Source organism: Bradyrhizobium sp. SZCCHNRI1009 (assembly GCF_032487575.1).
Taxonomy (GTDB): Bacteria; Pseudomonadota; Alphaproteobacteria; order Rhizobiales; family Xanthobacteraceae; genus Bradyrhizobium.
Genome location: NZ_JAUEUL010000024.1, coordinates 67,824 through 87,060 on the forward strand (window position 1 = coordinate 67,824; position 19,237 = coordinate 87,060).

The window sequence follows — 19,237 nt, forward strand, 5'->3', positions numbered from 1 at the left end:
ATCAGCTTACGTGCCGAGACATATCCGCTCGCTCAGTCCCCTCCAAACCAAATAATTTTAGAATCTTAAGGTTTGAGTCTAGGTAGCGGTGGATTGGACTCATGCAATGTCATCCGCAGTCTGCCCGCAGCTTGTTCACATCCCTCAACATGCGCGCTGCGCCCACCGGATCGCCCCAGAGTTCAATGCGATTCAAACGCTTGCCGAAATCCTTCGACAGCTTATCCAGAGACAAACGAGCGTCGTCCCGATATCATCGGCCTGCGGCTTGGCGTTGTCCCGGGACGGCGACCATGTGCAGAAGAATCGGGGTTATCCAAAGGGCGCCGTCGGCGGCTGCTTTTTGGTCCCATCCTTCACAGGGATTCACAGATCGTTAAGGATTTGATGCCCACCACCGGCAACTACTTTCACCTGCATCTTGTTTCCGACTCGACGGGCGAAACCCTGATCACGGTCGCGCGAGCAGTCGCCGCGCAATACACCAATGTGACCCCGGTCGAGCACGTGTACCCGCTGGTGCGGAGCCAGAAGCAGCTCGACCGCGTGCTCGACGAGATCGAGGAAGCGCCGGGCATCGTGCTGTTCACCCTGCTCGAGAAGGACCTGGTCAGCCGGCTCGAAGGCAAGTGCCAGCAGATCAACATTCCGAGCCTGTCGATCATCGGTCCGGTGATGCAGCTGTTCGAGGCCTATCTCGGCGCGTCGACCGCCGGCCGCGTCGGTGCGCAGCACGTGCTCAATGCCGAATATTTCGCCCGCATCGATGCGCTGAACTACACGATGCTCCACGATGACGGGCAAATGGTCGACGGCCTCGAAGACGCCGAGGTGGTGCTGGTGGGCGTCAGCCGGACCTCGAAGACTCCGACCTCGATCTATCTCGCCAACCGCGGCGTGCGCACAGCCAACGTGCCGCTGGTCCCGGGCATTCCAATCCCGCACCAGCTCGAGACATTGAAGAAACCGCTGGTCGTCAGCCTGCATGCGACCCCGGAGCGGCTGATCCAGGTGCGGCAGAATCGCCTGCTCAGCATGGGTGCGGAATCCGGCAATGAGAACTATGTCGACAAGCAGTCGGTGACGGACGAGGTCGCCTATGCGCGCAAGCTCAGTGCGAAGTTCAACTGGGTCATGCTCGACGTGACGCGGCGCTCGATCGAGGAGACGGCCGCCGCGATCCTGAAACTTTATACCGACCGGCAGCGGCAGCGGCTTCCGGACTAGTGAGCGGATCAATGTCTATCTGGTGCAGTGACGAGCCTCTCATTCTGGCGTCGCAGAGCCGCGCGCGGCGGATGCTGCTCGCGAACGCAGGACTCGCGTGCGAGGCGCTTCCGGCCGATATCGACGAGCGCGCGGTCCAGGCCGAAGCCGGCCTGGTCGCGCCCTACGAGATTGCGTTACACCTTGCCAATGCGAAAGCCGCTGCGGTCTCGGCAAGCAGGCCCAATTCCTATGTGGTCGGCGCGGATCAGACGCTCGCATTGGGTGAGCGCATGTTCAACAAGCCGGCCGGCCGCCAGCATGCCATGCAGCAATTGTTGGCGCTGGGCGGGCGCACCCATGCGCTACACTCGGCCATCGCCGTGGTCCGTAACGGCGAGGTGCTGTTCTCGCACGTCGCCGTCGCCTGGATGACGATGCGCGCCCTCTCTGAGGCCGAGATCGCCGCCTATCTCGATGCCGCCGGCGACGCCGTCACATCCAGCGTCGGCGCCTATCAGTTGGAGGGGCTCGGGGTGCACCTGTTCGACCGGATCGACGGCGATCACTTCACCATCCTCGGCCTGCCGCTGTTGCCGCTGCTCGCCTATTTTCGCGAAGCGAAGCTGCTCAGGATCTGATGCCGACCGCAGCCACGCGTAAGGGGAGTGACCGCGGATGAGAGTGCTGGGTCTGACCGGCTCGATGGGCATGGGCAAGTCGACGACCGCAAAGCTGTTCGCCGAAGCCGGCGTCCCGGTCTACGACGCCGACGCGACCGTTCATAAGGTCTATGAAGCCGAAGCCGCGCCGGCGATCGAAGCCGAATTTCCCGGGACAACGGTGGACGGCAAGGTGGATCGGGCCAGGCTCTCGGCCAAGGTCGTCGGCGATCCCGCCGCAATCCGCCGGCTCGAAGCGATCGTGCACCCGATGCTGCGCTCCTATCATCAGAAGTTTCTCGATGACGCCGAGCAGTCCGGCGTGCCCGTTGCCGTTGTTGATGTCCCCTTGCTGTTCGAGACCGGCGGCGACAAGCGCGTCGATGCCGTGGTGGTGGTGTCGACCTCGCCCGAGATCCAGCGTCAGCGCATCCTGGCGCGCGGCACGATGACGGACGAAGCGCTCGATGCGCTGCTCGCACGGCAGATGCCGGATGCCGAGAAGCGCAAGCGCGCCGATTTCGTCGTGGATACCTCGCACGGGCTCGATCCGGTGCGGGCACGCATCCGCGACATCCTGGCGGAGGTCGTTAGAATGCCGCAGCGCCGGGGCTGATTCGCAAATCCGGCCGCGCGGAATTTCGACGGATCAAGTCAGACGGATCAAATCAGATGCGTGAGATCGTTCTCGACACCGAAACCACCGGCCTCGACGCCCTGCGCGGCGACCGCCTCGTCGAGATCGGCTGTGTCGAAATCATCAACCGCATGCCCACCGGTCAAGTCTACCATCGCTACATCAATCCCGAACGCGACATGCCGGCGGAAGCGTTCGCGGTTCACGGCCTGTCGAGCGAGTTCCTGGCCGACAAGCCGCTGTTTCACGAGGTCGTCGAGGAGTTCCTGGAGTTCATCGGCGATGCCCCGCTGGTGATCCACAACGCCTCGTTCGATATCGGCTTCATCAATGCCGAGCTCGACCGGGTCAAGCGCGCGGCCATTCCCAGGGATCGTCTGGTCGATACGCTGCTGCTCGCACGTCGCAAGCATCCTGGCGTGTCGAACCGCCTCGACGACCTCTGCTCGCGCTATGCGATCGACAACTCACGCCGGACCAAGCACGGCGCGTTGCTCGACGCCGAGCTGCTGGCGGAGGTCTATGTCGATCTGGTCGGGGCGCGGCAGTCGCAGCTGATCCTGACCCAGGACAGCCAGGAGATCCGCATCGGGTCCGCCGGCGAGACGCCGCGCCGTCAGCGCGAGCAGCCGCTGTCGCCGCGGGTCACGGAGGCGGAGCGAGAGGCACATCGCGCCTTCATCGCTACCCTCGGCGACAAGCCGATCTGGATGGAGTTTCTCGCCGGCACGTGATCCGCCCGATCGGCGGCGGATCACGCCCTGCAAACATCAAATTTTTAAAGAGCGAAACGATCAGCTCGACAGCACCTGGCCGCCCTGGGCCGCGGCCTGACGCTCCATGTTCTGGCGGTACAGGCCGACGAAATCGACCGGGTCCAGCATCAAGGGCGGGAAGCCGCCGTCGCGCACCGAGTTGGCGACGATCTCGCGGGCGAACGGGAACAGCAGGCGCGGGCATTCGATCAGCAGCATCGGCGACAGGTTCTCGCGCGGGATGTTGACCAGCCGGAACACGCCGCCATAGACCAGCTCGAAGCTGAACATCACCTGGCTGCCGCTCTCGGCCTTGCCCTCGATTGTCAGCGTCACCTCGTACTCGGTGTCATTCAGCGCATTGGCGCCGACATTGATCTGGATGTTGATCTGCGGCGGCTGGCCCTGCGGCGCCAGGGACTGCGGAGCGTTCGGATTCTCGAACGAGAGATCCTTGATGTATTGCGCCAGCACGTTCAGTTGAGGAGGAGGAGCCGCGTCGGGAGTGGCGCCGTTACCGTTGGTCATCGCAGTGTTCTCCAGGCAAAAAGGGCGGGTCGTTGCGGCGCGTGGCTACCATAGGGCCGGCTTGTTCCACAAGGACGAGCCACCGACGCCGTCAAGGGCCGAAGCAACCGCTCGATCCGGCCAGTATGCCTCTATTTGTCGCATCGGCCGTCGGAGGGAACCGGAGACGGGCCTCCCCTGTTCCAATCCGGGGCCGATCGGATTTCCCCTTGAGGGGGAAAAGGGTTAGGATCGGCGCGCCACAATGCGCCATTGGCCGGGCCCAATTCGATGACTACATCCGGGTCGACCAGGGATTCACGGGTCTTAACCTGGATCCTGTAGAACGGGTGCCCGGTGGCCGGGCTCCGCGTTCGGCTCGACAAGTCAGAAAGCGAACACGACGTGGACATTTATACCATCATCTTCCTGGCGCTGGCGGTCTTCATCTTCATCCGCCTGCGCGCCGTGCTCGGGCAGCGCACCGGGAGCGAGCGGACGCCGTTCGATCATGCCGCCCGAAACGCGGTCCAGGGCGCGCCGGACAACCACGTCATGCCGGTTCCCAACAAGCCCATCGACCCCTCGGCTGCGGTCCCCGGCGGCGAGATGCCGGCGCCGGGTGATCGCTGGCGTGGTCTGGCCGAGCCGGGCACGCCGCTCGCCCGTGGCCTCGATGCGATCGTCGCCGACGACTCCTCGTTCGATCCGCGCCATTTCCTGACCGGCGCGCGCAGCGCCTACGAGATGATCGTGCTGGCGTTTGCCAATGGCGATCGCCGCGCGTTGCGCGACCTGTTGTCGTCCGAGGTCTATGAGAGTTTCGACGCCGTCATCAAGGAGCGTGAGAAGCAGGAGCAGAAGACCGAAACCCGCTTCGTCTCCATCGATACCGCCGAACTGGTCGGCGCCGAGCTGCGCGACCGCACCGCGCAGGTCACGGTGCGCTTCGTCTCGCAGATGATCTCGGTGACACGCGACAAGGGGGGCAACATCGTCGACGGCAATCCGGACAAGGTCGCCGACATCACCGACATCTGGACTTTCGCCCGCGACACCGGCTCGCGCGATCCGAACTGGAAGCTGGTCGGAACCGGCAGCCATTGATGGAATAGGCTGCCGCCGCTGGCGTTACATTGGGAGATCGCCTGCTCCCGTTGTCGACCGGCTGCGTGAGGCGCGTGAAGAGGCGCATCCTCGATTTTTGACACGGATCTTTTCAGCATCCCGTTTTCTCCGAATTTCGCGTTGAGTGGTACTTTGATGGTGCAAGCATGGTTCGCGAAATTTGGAAGCGGGGTTTTACCGCCCGCCGCCTGACCTACTGGACGCCGGCGCTCGCCCTGAGCGTCGCTGCCGTGGCGCTCGCCCCCTATGCAGCCGAGGCGGTTCGCGCGCGCCATCGGGCGGCGACGCCGCCGATGCGCCACCTGCCCTACCCGCAGCTCGACTGGCCGCTCGAGATCAGCAACAGCCAGTACCTGCCGATGGATTGGACCGACGTGCCCGGCTGGAACGACGACGATCAGCTCGCGGCCTATCGGACGTTCCGCGCCAGCTGCAAGCCGATCGCCGCGAAGACGGATGCAGCGCCGGATGGCAGGGTGGATGGTAAGGCGCTGGGTGATTCCCTGCGCGACCCCTGTCGCGATGCTCGGGCCACCGATCTCGCCGACAATGCTGCGGCAAGGGCTTTTTTCGAACGGCACTTCGAGCCGCTGAGGATCTCCAAGCTCGGCGATGCCGACGGTTTCGTCACCGGCTACTACGAACCCGTCATCGAGGGCTCGCGGACCCAGAATGAGGTCTACAACGTTCCAGTCTATCGCCGGCCCTCCAATTTGTTTGTCCGTGGTTTCAAGCAGGATGCGACGAGTCTGCCCAACAAGGGCCCCGTCTATCGCAAGATCGGACGGCGCAAGCTGGTCCCCTACTACGACCGCGCCGAGATCGAGGACGGTGCGATCGAGGGGCGCGGCCTGGAGATCGCGTGGCTCAGGAACCAGACCGACCTGCTGTTTGCCCAGATCCAGGGATCGGCGCGCATCAGTCTCGACGACGGCTCGACCATTCGCATCAACTACGATGCCTATAATGGCCTTCCCTACACACCGGTCGGCCGCATCCTGATCGAGCGCGGCATCATTCCACGCGAGCAGATGTCGATGCAGCGCATCCGCGACTGGATGGAGCAGAATCCGGAAGGTGCCAACGAGCTGCGGCGGATGAACCGCTCCTACATCTTCTTCCGCGAGGTGCAGCTGTCGGAGAAGGACGAGGCGGTCGGCGCGCAGGGCATTCCGCTGACCCCGGGCCGCTCGATCGCGGTCGATAAGTCGCTGCACGTCTATGGCACGCCGTTCTTCATCACCGGCGAGCTGCCGATCGAATCCGAGAAGTCGAAGACGGCGTTCCACCGGCTGATGATCGCGCAGGATACGGGCTCGGCGATCGTCGGACCTGCGCGCGCCGATCTCTATTTCGGCGCCGGCCAGGACGCCGGCAAGGTCTCCGGCCGTCTCAAGCACAGTATCCAGTTCGTGATGCTGGTGCCGAAGAGCCTCGATCCGGTTGCGCGTGGCCGCAAGATGCCGCTGCCGGATGCACGCCCGTCGGAGAAGATCGCAAAACTGTTTCCGCAGGTGCTGCCGAAGGAGGCAGCCAAGGATCAGGTCAAGGATCAAGGGAAGGATCAGGGGCAGGCCAACAAAGCCGCCGCCTCTCCGGTCAACGACGCGAAAGCCCCTGCTCCCGCCGCGAGCGCAAGCCCGGCGACCACGGTGGCGCAGAACGTCGTGGCACCACAGCCCGTGCCCCTGCCCGAGGCTCGCCCCCGTATCGAAAGTGATCGCAATATCCGCCGATTGCGTTATGGCAGGCGCCACCGCAACCGCCGATGACAAGCCGTCTCCATGTCTGAAGATCCCGAGCCGCCCCGCGGCCGTCGCAAGCGTGGCCTCTCCGAGGACGAGCGTACGCTGTGGGAGACGGTGGCGCGCCAGGTCAAGCCGCTGCGCAAGACACCGCGTCCGGTGCGGCCGCATCCGCCGATGGTGACGGCCGAGCCGCAGCCGGACAAGCCGATGATGACGCCGCGGCCGGTCGCGCCGGTGGTCGTGCCGAAGCCGGCCCGGCCGGCCATCCCGCCGCTGGTCTCGCTCGGCCGCAAGGAGCGCTCGAAACTGTCGCGCGGCCGCAGCGAGATCGATGCGCGGCTCGATCTACACGGCATGACCCAGAGCCGGGCGCACCAGGCGCTGCACCATTTCCTGCATCGCGCCCAGCATGACGGTCTCACCTTCGTGCTCGTCATCACCGGCAAGGGTACGATCGGTGCGGATCCCGAACGCGGCGTGCTCCGGCGCCAGGTGCCGCATTGGCTGAGCCTGCCGGAATTCCGCTCGCTGATTGTCGGCTTCGAGGAGGCTCACGTGGGACATGGCGGTGCCGGCGCGCTCTATGTCCGGATCAGGCGCGCCCGGGGCTGAGCCTCAGAACGGCCGGATGATGCCGACGCGCGGGATGGCGGTGACGATCCAGCCCAGGATCGTGGTCGTGCGGTCGCCGGCGTCGATGAGGGCCACAGGCTTTGTGGTGGGCAGCGTCTTCACCGCGTGCAGCATCAGCACCATGCAGACCACCCAGCTCGAGATCCAGCGCGAATAGTCGAACACCATCGCGAACATCACGAGGTAAGCGAGAGTGATGACAACCAGCGCGGCGATGACGATCTGGCGATGGCGCTGCTCTTCCAGCGCGCCAATCAGGTCCCTGAAAGTGCGCCAGAGCGGCGCGTGAAGCCAGAGCAGCAGCGCATACACGGGAACGCCGAGCAGGTTCGACGGCAGTCTTGCCCAGGTGTCCTGCACCTCCTTCGTCAGTGGCTGGTACCACACGTAAGCGAACTGCAAGAGCTCGGTGCGTGTCGGATCGGCCATGCGGGTCCGCAGATATGCTGTGAAGTCCGCTTCCGGCAGCGGCATCGTGCCGAGGAACTGCGCCGTCAGGAACAGCGCGCCGAGTCCGATCAGTGCGGCTCCGCCGACGGCCATGTCGAGGCGCGTCGTCCTGCGCGGCAAGTAGTAGCGCAGCACGACGATGGCGGCGATGGTGGGCACGTACATCAGCAGATGGATGTGATGGATCAGCACCAGCACCGCCGAGGTCAGCGCAGCGAGCAGGACGTAGCCGAGCGAGCCCGCCGGCACCAGCATCAGGATGATGGCACCAAGACAGCCATAGACGTCGAAGTGCCCGAGCGTGAACAGGAAGTTCTTGAACACGAACGGCGAGCCAGCGGTGAAGACGAACAGCGGGAGCTGTGCGCTGTTCAATCCGAATGTTCGGCGGAATAGCTGGACGAAGAGAGCGAAGGTGATCAGCCAGACGCTGCCCGCGATCGCGAACACCAGCCACACCGGCACCTTGGTTGTGAACAGCCCGACGATGGCACCGATCAGCGCGCGCTTGATGAAGCCGTGATGAAAGTCGACCAGCAGGTGGATGTAGGGAATGTAGGGCGGCAGCGTGAGCTTGTGCAGGAACACGCCGAGCATGACCGCGGCGTTGACGGCGAGCATCGTGCGCCAGTGCCGGCTGTAGGCGGCCGTCATGCGATGTCCGAGCGGTGAGAGATGGAGGCAAGCTCGCCGCCACACCCACCGCTGTCGTCCCGGCCTTGAGCCGGGACCCGTAACCACCGCTGTACGTGATGAGGCAGGGCTGGAGCCGCCATCTTGAGTGACAATCAGCTTCGGTGGTTATGGGTCCCCGCCTTCGCGGGGACGACAGCGGAGGGTGACGCTACGCCTGTGCGAAAGAGCGCAGAGGCTGAAGGGCGACGCCTCTTACAAAATGAACCGGCTGAGATCCGTGTTCTTGGCGAGGTCGCCGATATGCTGCTGCACATAGGCGGCGTCGACACGCATCGTCTCGCCGCCGCGGTCGGAGGCGTTGAAGGAGATCTCGTCCAGCACGCGTTCCATCACCGTCTGCAGCCGGCGTGCGCCGATGTTCTCGACCGTCGAATTTACCGCAACCGCGATGTCGGCGAGCGCGTCGATCGCATCGTCGGTGATGTCGAGCGTCACGCCCTCGGTCCGCATCAGCGCGACATATTGCTTGATCAGCGATGCCTCCGGCTCGGTCAGGATGCGGCGCATGTCGTCGCGGGTCAGCGCCTGCAGCTCGACCCGGATCGGCAATCGTCCCTGCAGCTCCGGCAAGAGGTCCGAGGGCTTGGCGATGTGGAACGCGCCCGAGGCGATGAACAGGACGTGGTCGGTCTTGACCGCGCCATGCTTGGTCGAGACGGTCGTGCCCTCGATCAGCGGCAGCAGGTCACGCTGCACGCCCTCGCGCGAGACGTCGCCGCCGGCGCGGTTCTCGCGCACGCAGATCTTGTCGATCTCGTCGAGGAACACGATGCCGTTGTTCTCGACCACGCCGATCGCCTCCTGCACCAGCTGGTCGCTGTCGAGCAGCTTGTCGGATTCCTCCGCGATCAGGATGTCGTGCGAGGCCTCGACCGTCACGCGCCGCGTCTTGGTTCGGCCGCCGAGCTTGCCGAAGATGTCGCCGATCGAGATCGCACCCATCTGCGCGCCCGGCATGCCGGGGATTTCGAACATCGGCATGCCGCCGCCCGAGGACTGCGTCTCGATTTCGATTTCCTTGTCGTTCAGCTCGCCGGCGCGCAGCTTGCGGCGGAACGAGTCGCGCGTCGCAGCACTCGCATTGGCGCCAACCAGCGCATCCAGCACGCGCTCCTCGGCGGCGAGCTGGGCGCGGGCGGCGACGTCCTTGCGCTTGCGCTCGCGCACCTGGACGATCGCGACCTCGACGAGGTCGCGAATGATCTGCTCGACGTCGCGGCCGACATAGCCGACCTCGGTGAACTTGGTCGCCTCGACCTTGAGGAACGGCGCGCCCGCGAGCTTGGCCAGCCGCCGCGCGATCTCGGTCTTGCCGACGCCGGTCGGGCCGATCATCAGGATGTTCTTCGGCAGCACCTCCTCGCGCAGGCCGGCATCGAGCTGCAGCCGGCGCCAGCGGTTGCGCAGGGCGATGGAGACGGCGCGCTTGGCGTCGGCCTGGCCGACGATGTAGCGGTCGAGTTCGGAGACGATTTCGCGGGGGGAAAAGTCGGTCATGGGCTCTAGCTAGGGTCGGACGGGGATGAGGGCAAGCCGGATTTCCGCCGTCACAGGAGCGGCGGCCCGGCCTGCCACTGCCGGATCGCCTCGGTTGGATAGATCAGCATCAGGATGTTCAGGGTCAGGTTGTCACGGATGTGCAGGCCGACCCCGATCTCGAACGCGATTGCGATCACGACGGTCAGCCAGACCGGCAGCACCCGCGCCAGCAGGAAGCCGGTCATCATCGCCAAGGTGTCGCCGATGGAGTTCACGATGCTGTCGCCGAAATAGTCCAGCGAGATCGTGGCGGCGCGATAGCGCTCGATGATGAAGCTGGAGTTCTCGACCAGCTCCCAGGCGCCCTCGATCAGCATCGCGATGATCAGCCGCCCCTGCCACGGCAGAAACGGCAGAACCAGCGCGGTCAGCGCATAGAACAGGAAGCCGTGAATGACATGGGAGAACGTGTACCAGTCGGTGAGATGCTGGGAGTTCTCCGAGCTCTGCACCACGCCGTGCCACAGCTTGACGGTGCCGCAGGCGCAGATCGGCAGCCGGCCCATCGCGAACAACAGTGCGGCCTGCAGCACCAGCAGACCGAGCGCCAGGATGAGCCAGGGTCCGGACCAAGGCCGGGACGGGGCGCCGATCTCGTCCGCGGTCATCGTCTACTCGGCCGACAGCGCTTCGATGGTGATGTTGCGGTTGGTGTAGACGCAGATGTCGGCGGCGATGTCGAGCGAGCGGCGCACGATGCTCTCGGCGTCCTTGTCGGTGTCGATCAGCGCCCGCGCGGCCGCCAGCGCATAGTTGCCGCCGGAGCCGATCGCCATCACGCCGGCCTCCGGTTCCAGGACGTCGCCCGTCCCGGTCAGCACCAGCGAGACCTCCTTGTCGGCCACGATCATCATCGCCTCCAGCCGCCGCAGGTAGCGGTCGGTGCGCCAGTCCTTGGCGAGCTCGACCGCGGCCCGGGTCAGCTGCCCCGGATATTGCTCCAGCTTGCTCTCCAGCCGCTCGAACAGGGTGAACGCGTCGGCGGTGGCGCCGGCGAAGCCGCCGATGACGTCGCCCTTGCCGAGCTTGCGCACCTTGCGGGCGTTGGACTTGATCACGGTCTGGCCGATCGAGACCTGGCCGTCGCCGCCGATCACCACCCTGCCCCCCTTGCGGACGGTCAGGATCGTGGTGCCGTGCCAGACGGTGGGCTCGTTCGAAGATGCGTGCATGGGGGATCCCTGGTTGATGCCCTGATTTAGGGGCTGAGGCGTCGGGATACAATTACCGGGTCCCTGCCCTGCCCTGTCAGGCCTTGAAATCCGCTCACCATGGCCCGAGATCAGGCGTCCGGGGCGTCATCCCGCAGTAGCTAAGGTGTCATCCGCCTGATAAAAGGGCCGCGTTTTCAAGGGAAAGCTGACCCCATGCGTAGCGCGACCATCAAGCGCAAGACCAAAGAGACCGAGATCGAGGTGTCCGTGAACCTCGACGGCACCGGCGTGGTTGATATCGCGACCGGGATCGGCTTCTTCGATCACATGCTGGATCTGCTTGCCCGGCATTCCCGCATCGACATGACCGTCAAGGCGGTCGGCGACCTGCATATCGATTTCCACCACACCACCGAGGATGTCGGCATCGCCCTCGGCCAGGCCGTGCGTCAGGCGCTCGGCGACATGGCCGGCATCACCCGCTACGCCTCGATCCACATGCCGATGGACGAGACGCTGACGCGCGTCGTGATCGACGTGTCGGGCCGGCCGATGCTGGTGTTCCGCACGACCTTCGCGCGCGACAAGATCGGCGAGTTCGACACCGAGCTGGTGCGCGAGTGGTTCAACGCCTTTGCCATGAACGCCGGCATCACGCTGCATGTCGAGACGCTGTACGGCGAGAACGCCCATCATATCGCCGAATCCTGCTTCAAGGGTCTGGCCAGGGCGCTGCGAACCGCGCTCGCGATCGACCCGCGCAACAAGGGCGAAGTGCCATCCACCAAGGGTCAGCTCGGCGGCTGACCTCCCTCCTCCCAAGGGAATTTCGACATGCCCGTTTATACGGTTCACGCTCCCCTCGCCGCCGGAGCCGATCTGCGCTCGACCGATCGCTTCGTCTTCATCCGTGACGGCTTCCATTTCTGGGCCGCCGTGCTCGGCGCCGTCTGGCTGGCCTGGCATCGCCTCTGGCTTGCGATGCTGGTCTGGGCCCTGCTGATGATCGCGCTCGACGTCGTCCTGGTACGCGTCGGCGTCAGCGGCGCCGCGATTGCCGGAATCGATCTGTTGCTTGCGATCCTGCTCGGGCTCGAAGCCTCGAGCCTGAAGCGCTGGAGCTATTCGCGCGGCAATTGGCGCCAGCTCGACCTCGTCGTGGCCGACGATCTCGATGCCGCCGAGCGCCGCTTCTTCGAGCGCTGGGCCGCCCGGCGCAGCGATCTCGGCTACAGCAACTACACCGTCGATCGCGGCGCACCGCCGCCCTCGCGTGACAATGGCAATGGGCAGCACCCGCCGCCGCTGCCGCATGCCAGCATCATTGGCTTGTTCCCAGAACCCGGAGGTGGACGATGAGTGTCGCGATCATCGATTACGGCTCCGGCAATCTGCATTCCGCCGCCAAGGCGTTCGAGCGCGCCGCGCGCGGCATGGAGGATCCGCAGAAGGTCGTGGTGACCCGCGATCCGGACACGGTGTATCGCGCCGACCGCATCGTGCTGCCCGGCGTCGGCGCCTTCGCCGACTGCCGCCGCGGTCTCGACTCCGTCGATGGCATGCTGGAGGCGATGACCGAAGCCGTGCGCCACAAGGCGCGGCCGTTCTTCGGCATCTGCGTCGGCATGCAGCTGATGGCGACGCGCGGCAAGGAGCATGTCACCACCGACGGCTTCGACTGGGTCTCCGGCGACGTCGAGAAGATCACGCCTCGCGACGAGAGCCTGAAGATCCCGCATATGGGCTGGAACACGCTCGATGTACTGCAAGAGCATCCGGTGCTGGAGCGGCTGCCGCTCGGGCCGAAGGGCCTGCATGCCTACTTTGTGCACTCCTATCACTTGAATGCCGTCAACGAGAACGACGTGCTGGCGCGCGCGGACTACGGCGGTCCGGTCACCGCTGTTGTCGGCAAGGACACCGCGATCGGCACGCAATTCCATCCCGAGAAGAGCCAGCGTTTCGGTCTCGCCCTCATTTCCAACTTCCTGAAGTGGAAGCCGTGAGCGCAGCGCGCCTGTCCGTCCAGGAGGCGGGCAGGGCGCTTGCCTGAAAGACAGCTCCGATGATCCTTTTTCCTGCCATCGATCTGAAGAACGGCCAGTGCGTGCGCCTGGAGCAGGGCGACATGGCCCGCGCCACCGTGTTCAATCTCGATCCCGCTGCGCAAGCCAAGAGCTTCGCCGACCAGGGCTTCGACTATCTCCACGTCGTCGATCTCGACGGCGCCTTCGCCGGCAAGCCGATGAATGCGCATGCGGTCGAGGCGATGTTGAAAGTTGTCAAGATGCCGGTGCAGCTCGGCGGCGGCATCCGCGATCTCGCGACGGTCGAGGCCTGGCTGACCAAGGGCATCACCCGTGTCATCATCGGCACCGCGGCGGTGCGCGATCCCGAGCTGGTGAAGACCGCAGCCAAGGCCTTCCCCGGCCGCGTCGCCGTCGGACTCGATGCCCGCGACGGCAAGGTCGCCGTCGAGGGCTGGGCCGAGACCTCCGAGGTCACGGCGCTCGACATCGCCAGGCGTTTCGAGGACGCCGGCGTCGCCGCGATCATCTTCACCGACATCGCGCGCGACGGCCTGCTCAAGGGCCTCAATCTCGAGGCCACGATCGCGCTCGGTGACGCCATCTCGATCCCCGTGATTGCCTCCGGCGGCCTGGCCTCGATCGAGGACGTCAAGGCGATGCTGACACCACGGGCGAAAAAGCTCGAAGGCGCCATCGCTGGCCGCGCGCTCTATGACGGCCGCCTCGATCCCGCGGAAGCACTGGCGCTGATCCGCGCGGCGCGTGCGTAGGAGGAAACAGGATGTTCAAGGTCCGTGTCATTCCCTGCCTCGACGTCAAGGACGGACGGGTCGTCAAGGGCGTCAACTTCGTCAATCTGCGCGACGCCGGCGATCCGGTGGAGGCGGCGATCGCCTATGACGCCGCCGGCGCCGACGAGCTCTGCTTCCTCGACATCACCGCCACCCATGAGAACCGTGGCATCATGCTGGACGTCGTCCGGCGCACGGCGGAGGCCTGCTTCATGCCGGTCACGGTCGGCGGCGGCGTGCGCACCATCGACGACATCAAGACCCTGCTGCGTTCCGGCGCCGACAAGGTCTCGATCAATTCGGCCGCGGTGAGCAGGCGCGAATTCGTCAAGGAGGCGGCCGAGAAGTTCGGCGAGCAGTGCATTGTGGTCGCGATCGACGCCAAGTCCGTGTCGCGGCCTGGCGGCGGGTCGCGCTGGGAGATCTTCACCCATGGCGGCCGCAAATCGACCGGCATCGATGCGCTGGAATATGCCCAGGAGGTGGTATCGCTGGGGGCAGGGGAGATCCTGCTGACCTCGATGGACCGCGACGGCACCCGCCAGGGCTTCGACCTGCCGCTGACCCGGGCGGTCGCCGACAGCGTCCCGGTGCCGGTGATCGCCTCCGGCGGTGTCGGCAACCTCGATCATCTGGTGGACGGCATCCGCGAGGGCCGCGCGACCGCGGTGCTGGCCGCGTCGATCTTCCATTTCGGGGAATTTACCATCCGGCAGGCCAAGGAGCACATGGTGCGCCAGGGCCTGCCGATGCGGCTCGATCCCTGACGACATTGCGTCGCAAAAATGTTAGATGAACGCTGGTCCGGCCGCCGTGGTCGGGCAGGCGTTCCGAGTACCGGCTGATGTCCCGCTTCACGCTTCACGATCTCGCTGCCATCATCGACGCGCGCGCCGCGGCGGGCGGCGAGGCGTCCTATACGCGCAAGCTGCTCGACAAGGGGCCGCCGCAATGCGCCAAGAAGATGGGCGAGGAGGCGGTCGAGACGGTCATCGCCGCTGTTGGCACCGACCGCGAGCATCTGATCTCCGAAAGCGCCGATCTGCTGTTTCATCTGTTGGTGTTGTTGAAGTCGCGCGACGTCCGGCTCGAGGAGGTCGAGGCGGCGCTCGGCAAGCGCACCGGTCAATCGGGGCTGGAAGAAAAGGCGTCGCGCAAGACGGAGTAGGGCGCGGCGGCGGGGAAACGAAGGGCAGCGTGATGGATATGCGCACCACCGAACAACAATATAATCCGTACCGCGTCTTCACCCGCGAACAATGGGCCGAGCTGCGCAACGACACGCCGATGACCTTGGAGCCCGGCGAGTTCTCCAAGCTGCGGTCGATGCACGATCGTCTCGACCTTCAGGAGGTCGAGGACATCTACCTCCCGCTGTCGCGACTGCTGTCGATGTATGTCGACGCGGCGCAGCGGCTGTACTACGCGCAGCGTCAGTTCCTCGGCATCCGCGACCGCAAGATGCCCTACATCATCGGCGTCGCCGGCTCGGTGGCGGTCGGCAAGTCGACCACCGCGCGCGTGCTGCAGGCGTTGCTGACCCGCTGGTCGCCGCGGCCCAAGGTCGATCTCATCACCACCGACGGCTTCCTGTATCCGAACGCGGTGCTGGAGCGGCAGGGCCTGATGCAGAAGAAGGGCTTTCCGGAAAGCTATGACCTGCCGCGGCTGCTCGGATTTCTGTCCGACATCAAGGCCGGCCGCCATCCGGTGCGCGCGCCGGTGTATTCCCATCTGAGCTACGACATCGTCCCCAATCAGTGGACCGAGATCGACCAGCCGGACATCCTCATCGTCGAAGGCGTCAACGTGCTGCAGACCGGTCCGCTGCCGCGCGACGGCAAGGCCGTGCCGGTCGTCTCCGACTTCTTCGACTTCTCGGTCTATATCGATGCCGACGAGGCGATCCTGCGCAAATGGTACGTCAAGCGCTTCCTCTCGCTGCGCGACACGGCGTTCCATGATCCCAGGTCCTACTTCAACCGCTACGCGCTGCTGTCGGACGAGGAGGCCATCGCCACCGCGATCGCGATCTGGGAGCGCACCAACCTGGCCAATCTCGAGGATAATATCCTCCCGACACGGCCGCGCGCGACCCTGATCCTGAAGAAGGGCGCGGATCACGAGATCGAGACGGTGGCTCTGCGGCGGTTGTGAGCTGAGCCGCCGAGGCAGGCCCGGCGCGCTGATGAGTGAGTAAGATCGCCCGCCTACGATGATGGAAGCTCTCGCGGCTTGCGCGATGCTTACCTCGCCCCGCTTGCGGGGAGAGGTCGGATTGCATCGCCAGATGCAATCCGGGTGAGGGGGTACAGGTCTCACCATTCGCACAACTCGTGCGGCTGCCCCTCACCCCAGCCCTCTCCCCGTAAGAACGGGGAGAGGGAGCGCACGGTCGGTGCCGCAACTAACGACTTACGCGGCCACCTGCCGGGCCGCCGCCAGATTCGCCAGCGCCTCGTCGAGCTTGTCGCGATCGATCGGCTTGACCAGGAACCCGTCCATGCCCGCCTCGAAGCAGGCGTAGCGGTCCTCGACCAGCGCGTTGGCCGTCAGCGCCAGGATCGGGGTGCGCCCGCCGGGCTCGCTGGCCTCGATGGCGCGGATGCGCCTGGCGGCAGCGATGCCGTCGAGCTTCGGCATCTGCACATCCATCAGGATCAGATCGTACGGCGCGCCGGCCGAGCGCGCCGCGAGCCAGGAGTCGAGCGCCGCTTCGCCATGCACGGCGATGTCGGCGTGATGGCCGAGCTTGGTCAGCAGCGAGCGCATCAGCAGCGCGTTGATGTCGTTGTCCTCGGCGACGAGGATCGACAGGCCCGCGCCGGCCTGAGCCGCGATCGGCGGCGCGATCGTCGGGACTGGATCGTCGGCGAGGACCGTGCCGTCGGTGTCGAAGCTCACGCGCGCGGCGAGCGAAGCGGCGCGCAGCGGCTTGACGAGATAGCCGTGGAATGGCGCCGCCGGTGCCAGCTCGTGGCGGCTCGCCGGCGTCACCAGCACGATCAGCCGTGTCGTATGGTGGTGCGCGACCTGGCCCAGACGCAGCGATTCATCGCTGCCGATGGCGTCGTCGACCAGCACGGCATGCCAGGCGCGTTCGGGCAGCAGGGCTCGCGCGACCTCGGCCTCGGCGATCAGGCAGGTCTGCGCCCCCCAGTTCTGCAGGCGCCGCTCGATCAGCTCGGCCTGCAGCCCGGCCGGCGCGACCAGCATGATCGACTGTCCGGCGAGGTCGGGGCCGCGGAAGCTGTTCTGCTCGCCGCGCTCCAGCGCCGGCGGCAGCGGCACCGCCACCTCGAAGGTCGAGCCGGCGCCGAGCTGGCTTTGCAGCGAAATGCGCCCGCCCATGCGCTTGACGATCCGGTCGGAGATCGCGAGGCCAAGCCCGGTGCCGCCGAAGCTGCGCGCCACGCTGTCGTCGGCCTGCTCGAATTCGCGGAAGATGCGGTCCTGCGCGTCGGCGGCGATGCCAATGCCGGTGTCGCGCACCTGGAAGCTGATCTCGTTCGGCCAGATGCCGGGCTCGGCGATCAGGGCAACGCCGCCCGTCGCGGTGAACTTGATGGCGTTGCCGGCGAGGTTGAGCAGCACCTGGCGCAGCCGCGCCGCGTCGCCCGTCACCCAGGTCGGCAGCCGCTCGTCGAGATAGGCCGCGATCTCCAACTGCTTGGCCTGCGCGCGCGGCGCCAGCAATTCGGTGATCTCCTCGATCAGCGCCGCCAGCGAGAACGGCTGCGCCTCGAGCGCCAGCTTGCCGGCCTCGATCTTGGAATAGTCGAGCAGCTCGTTGATCAGCGACATCAAGGCCTCACCCGAGGTGCGGACCGCCTTGGCGTAGGTCGTCTGCTCCGGCGTGAGCTGCGTGTCGAGCAACAGGCCGCTCATGCCGAGGATGCCGTTCAGCGGCGTGCGGATCTCGTGGCTCGCCATCGCCAGGAAGCGTGACTTGGCGCGGTTCGCGGCGTTGGCCTGGTCGCGCGCCTCCGCCAGCGCGCGCTCGGTTTCGGTGCGGTCGGTGACGTCGCGGCCGACACATTGCAGCAGGGCGGGCTGGCCGGCGTCGGAACGCACGAGCGCCTCGCGCCACGCGATCCAGCGCGGTCCGATCGCGCTCTCGATGCGCTGGTCGTGGACGCGCGTGCCGTTCGGCTCCAGCGCGCTGTCGCCCTGCTCGATCAGCTGGAAGGTGAACGCGCTGCCGAGCAGATTGTCGCGATCGAGGCCCGCCATCCGGCAATAGGCGTCGTTGACGAAGACGATGGTGCCGTCGCGGGCGCGCATGACGATGAGATCGCCCTGCTGCTCGAACAGATTGCGGGCGCGCTGCTCGGCTTCCTGCAGCTCCCAGTTCCGGTCGGCCAGCACCTCGTTGTGGAGCGCGATCTTGTGCATCTTCTTGGCGACGAAGCGCAGCCGCATGCTGAGCGTGGCCAGGCCGACGCAGGCGAGCGCGAACAGGAAGCTGGCGCCGATCGCGAAGGCGTGCGGATTGTAGCCGGAGTTCGGGGAGATGCTGGCCTTGATGAAGCCGTAGGCCCCGCCGAAGCCGGCGGAGAAGATCATCAGCGAGCGCAGAATCGCGAAGATGGTGCGGTGACGGCGTATGAACCGGCGCAGGCGCAGCCTGACGTGAAAAATCGGTCCCATCTCGTTCACCCCCAGCTTCCGATCCCAATGTCCTCGCCGACCCCGCACCATGCGACGTCGGTATTGCTGAGACTTTGAAAGGTCATGCCCGCGCTAGCCGGCGGTGCAGAGATGGTGAACCGGGCGTTAGCCCGAGTCACAGAACCGGGTTGGCCGGCGATGAGGAATGATTACGGGCCGCGACGATCAATGCGGCGGCGTCCCTGGCCGTCGTGTGGCTGGAGCGGACGTAGATGCGATAGTCGGCGCGGCCATCGGCATCATCGCTGGCGAGATAGATCCGCTGCGAACCCGCAAGGCGATCAGCCGCGATCGCGACGACCTGGGTGGCGGCCGTGATGCCGCAACCCCGATCCTCTTCCACGGGCGCATCGTCGACCACGACGACATCGGCCGCCTCCGGACTGTCCGCCAGGGCCACGCGCACCGTGGCGAGCGCGGGATCGTCGGTGAAGTCGACATGCAGATCGGCGTGGAACGGCGCCGATCCAAGCGAGGCGCTGTCGGCGCCGACGGCAATGCAGGGCTGCGGGGAGGGTGCCAATTCGACCTTGGCAATGACCACGGCCGCGATCAGCGGCACGGCCGAAACGATGACCTTGAAACGCAACATGATACGCACCGACGCGGCAGGCCTGAGGACGAAACGCG

The 19,237-nt window shown here is 65.8% G+C and carries 21 protein-coding genes; 14 read left to right on the forward strand and 7 right to left on the reverse strand.

The window, feature by feature from the left end:
* Nucleotides 1-387: 387 nt before the first annotated feature.
* The 4 genes from QX010_RS28160 to dnaQ are packed head-to-tail and all read left to right on the forward strand — an operon-like array spanning nucleotide 388 to nucleotide 3,239.
* Nucleotides 388-1,227, forward strand: coding sequence for a pyruvate, water dikinase regulatory protein (locus QX010_RS28160; protein WP_315740416.1), 840 nt, complete (start codon nucleotides 388-390; stop codon nucleotides 1,225-1,227).
* Nucleotides 1,228-1,238: 11 nt separating this feature from the next.
* Nucleotides 1,239-1,847, forward strand: coding sequence for a Maf family protein (locus QX010_RS28165; protein WP_315800880.1), 609 nt, complete (start codon nucleotides 1,239-1,241; stop codon nucleotides 1,845-1,847).
* 37 nt (nucleotides 1,848-1,884) lie between these two features.
* Nucleotides 1,885-2,484: a dephospho-CoA kinase gene (coaE, locus tag QX010_RS28170; RefSeq protein WP_316183032.1), complete on the forward strand. Its 600-nt coding sequence runs from the start codon at nucleotides 1,885-1,887 to the stop codon at nucleotides 2,482-2,484.
* Nucleotides 2,485-2,540: 56 nt separating this feature from the next.
* Nucleotides 2,541-3,239: a DNA polymerase III subunit epsilon gene (gene dnaQ, locus QX010_RS28175; RefSeq protein WP_315800878.1), complete on the forward strand. Its 699-nt coding sequence runs from the start codon at nucleotides 2,541-2,543 to the stop codon at nucleotides 3,237-3,239.
* A gap of 60 nt (nucleotides 3,240-3,299) precedes the next feature.
* On the opposite strand, the gene secB is transcribed toward dnaQ, so the two are convergent.
* A complete protein-coding gene (secB, locus tag QX010_RS28180; protein WP_315800877.1) occupies nucleotides 3,300-3,788 on the reverse strand; it encodes a protein-export chaperone SecB in 489 nt (162 codons plus the stop codon).
* Between the two features lie 384 nt (nucleotides 3,789-4,172).
* Between secB and QX010_RS28185 the strand changes: the two genes are divergently transcribed.
* From QX010_RS28185 to QX010_RS28195, 3 genes are all read left to right on the forward strand, one after another.
* Nucleotides 4,173-4,874 (forward strand): Tim44/TimA family putative adaptor protein, encoded by a 702-nt coding sequence (locus QX010_RS28185; RefSeq protein ID WP_315716796.1) that lies wholly within the window; start codon nucleotides 4,173-4,175, stop codon nucleotides 4,872-4,874.
* Between the two features lie 167 nt (nucleotides 4,875-5,041).
* Entirely contained in the window at nucleotides 5,042-6,667 is a 1,626-nt protein-coding gene (locus QX010_RS28190) for a murein transglycosylase A (RefSeq protein ID WP_316183033.1), read from the forward strand.
* 12 nt (nucleotides 6,668-6,679) lie between these two features.
* Nucleotides 6,680-7,255 carry a Smr/MutS family protein gene (locus QX010_RS28195; protein WP_316183034.1) on the forward strand — a complete coding sequence of 192 codons (576 nt, stop codon included), beginning with the start codon at nucleotides 6,680-6,682 and terminating at the stop codon, nucleotides 7,253-7,255.
* Nucleotides 7,256-7,258: 3 nt separating this feature from the next.
* Here the strand turns inward: QX010_RS28195 and QX010_RS28200 are convergent, their stop codons facing one another.
* The 4 genes from QX010_RS28200 to hslV all read right to left on the reverse strand — a co-directional run bounded on the left by QX010_RS28200 (nucleotide 7,259) and on the right by hslV (nucleotide 11,133).
* Nucleotides 7,259-8,380: a hypothetical protein gene (locus QX010_RS28200; protein ID WP_316183035.1), complete on the reverse strand. Its 1,122-nt coding sequence runs from the start codon at nucleotides 8,378-8,380 to the stop codon at nucleotides 7,259-7,261.
* Nucleotides 8,381-8,614: 234 nt separating this feature from the next.
* On the reverse strand, nucleotides 8,615-9,919 hold the full coding sequence (gene hslU, locus QX010_RS28205; protein WP_316183036.1) for an ATP-dependent protease ATPase subunit HslU: 1,305 nt from the start codon (nucleotides 9,917-9,919) through the stop codon (nucleotides 8,615-8,617).
* A gap of 50 nt (nucleotides 9,920-9,969) precedes the next feature.
* A complete protein-coding gene (locus QX010_RS28210) occupies nucleotides 9,970-10,569 on the reverse strand; it encodes a DUF2585 domain-containing protein (protein ID WP_316183037.1) in 600 nt (199 codons plus the stop codon).
* Between the two features lie 3 nt (nucleotides 10,570-10,572).
* Nucleotides 10,573-11,133 (reverse strand): ATP-dependent protease subunit HslV, encoded by a 561-nt coding sequence (hslV, locus tag QX010_RS28215; RefSeq protein ID WP_315750519.1) that lies wholly within the window; start codon nucleotides 11,131-11,133, stop codon nucleotides 10,573-10,575.
* 195 nt (nucleotides 11,134-11,328) lie between these two features.
* Between hslV and hisB the strand changes: the two genes are divergently transcribed.
* The 7 genes from hisB to coaA all read left to right on the forward strand — a co-directional run bounded on the left by hisB (nucleotide 11,329) and on the right by coaA (nucleotide 16,093).
* Nucleotides 11,329-11,922: an imidazoleglycerol-phosphate dehydratase HisB gene (gene hisB / locus QX010_RS28220; RefSeq protein ID WP_316183038.1), complete on the forward strand. Its 594-nt coding sequence runs from the start codon at nucleotides 11,329-11,331 to the stop codon at nucleotides 11,920-11,922.
* 27 nt (nucleotides 11,923-11,949) lie between these two features.
* Entirely contained in the window at nucleotides 11,950-12,474 is a 525-nt protein-coding gene (locus tag QX010_RS28225; RefSeq protein WP_316183039.1) for a DUF2628 domain-containing protein, read from the forward strand.
* Nucleotides 12,471-13,121, forward strand: a complete 651-nt coding sequence (hisH, locus tag QX010_RS28230) for an imidazole glycerol phosphate synthase subunit HisH (protein ID WP_316183040.1) — start codon at nucleotides 12,471-12,473, stop codon at nucleotides 13,119-13,121. The genes QX010_RS28225 and hisH overlap by 4 nt, the downstream gene beginning before the upstream one ends.
* A 59-nt stretch (nucleotides 13,122-13,180) precedes the next feature.
* A complete protein-coding gene (gene hisA, locus QX010_RS28235; RefSeq protein ID WP_315800867.1) occupies nucleotides 13,181-13,915 on the forward strand; it encodes a 1-(5-phosphoribosyl)-5-[(5-phosphoribosylamino)methylideneamino]imidazole-4-carboxamide isomerase in 735 nt (244 codons plus the stop codon).
* A gap of 11 nt (nucleotides 13,916-13,926) precedes the next feature.
* Nucleotides 13,927-14,703 carry an imidazole glycerol phosphate synthase subunit HisF gene (gene hisF / locus QX010_RS28240; protein ID WP_316183041.1) on the forward strand — a complete coding sequence of 259 codons (777 nt, stop codon included), beginning with the start codon at nucleotides 13,927-13,929 and terminating at the stop codon, nucleotides 14,701-14,703.
* 77 nt (nucleotides 14,704-14,780) lie between these two features.
* Nucleotides 14,781-15,104, forward strand: a complete 324-nt coding sequence (locus QX010_RS28245; RefSeq protein WP_316183042.1) for a phosphoribosyl-ATP diphosphatase — start codon at nucleotides 14,781-14,783, stop codon at nucleotides 15,102-15,104.
* A 32-nt stretch (nucleotides 15,105-15,136) separates the two neighbouring features.
* Nucleotides 15,137-16,093, forward strand: coding sequence for a type I pantothenate kinase (gene coaA / locus QX010_RS28250; RefSeq protein ID WP_315800864.1), 957 nt, complete (start codon nucleotides 15,137-15,139; stop codon nucleotides 16,091-16,093).
* A gap of 258 nt (nucleotides 16,094-16,351) precedes the next feature.
* Here coaA and QX010_RS28255 read toward each other — a convergent pair whose 3' ends face one another.
* Together QX010_RS28255 and QX010_RS28260 are read right to left on the reverse strand one after the other, a co-directional pair.
* Nucleotides 16,352-18,586: a PAS domain-containing hybrid sensor histidine kinase/response regulator gene (locus QX010_RS28255; protein ID WP_316183043.1), complete on the reverse strand. Its 2,235-nt coding sequence runs from the start codon at nucleotides 18,584-18,586 to the stop codon at nucleotides 16,352-16,354.
* 136 nt (nucleotides 18,587-18,722) lie between these two features.
* The gene (locus QX010_RS28260; RefSeq protein WP_316183044.1) at nucleotides 18,723-19,199 is read right to left on the reverse strand and encodes a hypothetical protein; all 477 of its coding nucleotides are present in this window, start codon (nucleotides 19,197-19,199) and stop codon (nucleotides 18,723-18,725) included.
* Nucleotides 19,200-19,237 lie beyond the last annotated feature (38 nt).